2 rRNA genes (1 of these 2 running past the window's edge) are annotated in these 1,970 nt (G+C 53.6%); both read left to right on the forward strand.

Annotated elements, in window-relative coordinates:
* Positions 1-170 precede the first annotated feature (170 nt).
* Positions 171-1,694, forward strand: a 16S ribosomal RNA gene (locus AC3WOE_RS30360).
* Between the two features lie 178 nt (positions 1,695-1,872).
* Positions 1,873-1,970, forward strand: a 23S ribosomal RNA gene (locus tag AC3WOE_RS30365) (it continues 2,630 nt past the right edge of the window).
* The 16S and 23S rRNA genes sit together here, the layout of an rRNA operon.

Consider the following 1,970-nt stretch of genomic DNA (forward strand, 5'->3'; position numbering starts at 1 on the left):
AACTGATTGCGATGTTCTTTAAGAATTAACAGCCGATAAGCGTGGGCGTTTGAGGCGAAGTGATGTTGCAAGGTGACTTGCAACGGTCCTTCGGACTTTAAACGCTCACGGAAATTAGATTTGAATCATGCAAATGGTTTAAGTCGATTCCGTTGAGTAAATTCAAGATCGAACTGTAGAGTTTGATCCTGGCTCAGATTGAACGCTGGCGGCATGCCTTACACATGCAAGTCGAACGGTAACAGGTTAAGCTGACGAGTGGCGAACGGGTGAGTAATATATCGGAACGTGCCCAGTCGTGGGGGATAACTACTCGAAAGAGTAGCTAATACCGCATACGACCTGAGGGTGAAAGCGGGGGATCGCAAGACCTCGCGCGATTGGAGCGGCCGATATCAGATTAGGTAGTTGGTGGGGTAAAAGCCCACCAAGCCAACGATCTGTAGCTGGTCTGAGAGGACGACCAGCCACACTGGGACTGAGACACGGCCCAGACTCCTACGGGAGGCAGCAGTGGGGAATTTTGGACAATGGGCGCAAGCCTGATCCAGCCATGCCGCGTGCGGGAAGAAGGCCTTCGGGTTGTAAACCGCTTTTGTCAGGGAAGAAAAGGTTCTGGTTAATACCTGGGACTCATGACGGTACCTGAAGAATAAGCACCGGCTAACTACGTGCCAGCAGCCGCGGTAATACGTAGGGTGCAAGCGTTAATCGGAATTACTGGGCGTAAAGCGTGCGCAGGCGGTTATGCAAGACAGAGGTGAAATCCCCGGGCTCAACCTGGGAACTGCCTTTGTGACTGCATAGCTAGAGTACGGTAGAGGGGGATGGAATTCCGCGTGTAGCAGTGAAATGCGTAGATATGCGGAGGAACACCGATGGCGAAGGCAATCCCCTGGACCTGTACTGACGCTCATGCACGAAAGCGTGGGGAGCAAACAGGATTAGATACCCTGGTAGTCCACGCCCTAAACGATGTCAACTGGTTGTTGGGAGGGTTTCTTCTCAGTAACGTAGCTAACGCGTGAAGTTGACCGCCTGGGGAGTACGGCCGCAAGGTTGAAACTCAAAGGAATTGACGGGGACCCGCACAAGCGGTGGATGATGTGGTTTAATTCGATGCAACGCGAAAAACCTTACCTACCCTTGACATGTCTGGAATCCTGAAGAGATTTGGGAGTGCTCGAAAGAGAGCCAGAACACAGGTGCTGCATGGCCGTCGTCAGCTCGTGTCGTGAGATGTTGGGTTAAGTCCCGCAACGAGCGCAACCCTTGTCATTAGTTGCTACGAAAGGGCACTCTAATGAGACTGCCGGTGACAAACCGGAGGAAGGTGGGGATGACGTCAGGTCATCATGGCCCTTATGGGTAGGGCTACACACGTCATACAATGGCCGGGACAGAGGGCTGCCAACCCGCGAGGGGGAGCTAATCCCAGAAACCCGGTCGTAGTCCGGATCGTAGTCTGCAACTCGACTGCGTGAAGTCGGAATCGCTAGTAATCGCGGATCAGCTTGCCGCGGTGAATACGTTCCCGGGTCTTGTACACACCGCCCGTCACACCATGGGAGCGGGTTCTGCCAGAAGTAGTTAGCCTAACCGCAAGGAGGGCGATTACCACGGCAGGGTTCGTGACTGGGGTGAAGTCGTAACAAGGTAGCCGTATCGGAAGGTGCGGCTGGATCACCTCCTTTCTAGATAGATCGCGCCTCGTCATTACTTAGGTATTGGCAGAGCAAGATCACTATAGAGCGAAAGCTCAAGCACTTAGCTTTAAGCGCCCACACTTATCGGCTGTGAACACAACAGTGAGTAAATCGCGTGAGCCTGTGGAGCTGGCCTCGACAGCCTGGCGATGAGACAGAGCAACGCAAACAAGTTTCGCGTGGGTCTGTAGCTCAGTCGGTTAGAGCACCGTCTTGATAAGGCGGGGGTCGCTGGTTCGAATCCAGCCAGACCCACCACGGAAA

This window comes from Roseateles sp. FW305-36 (assembly GCF_058787015.1).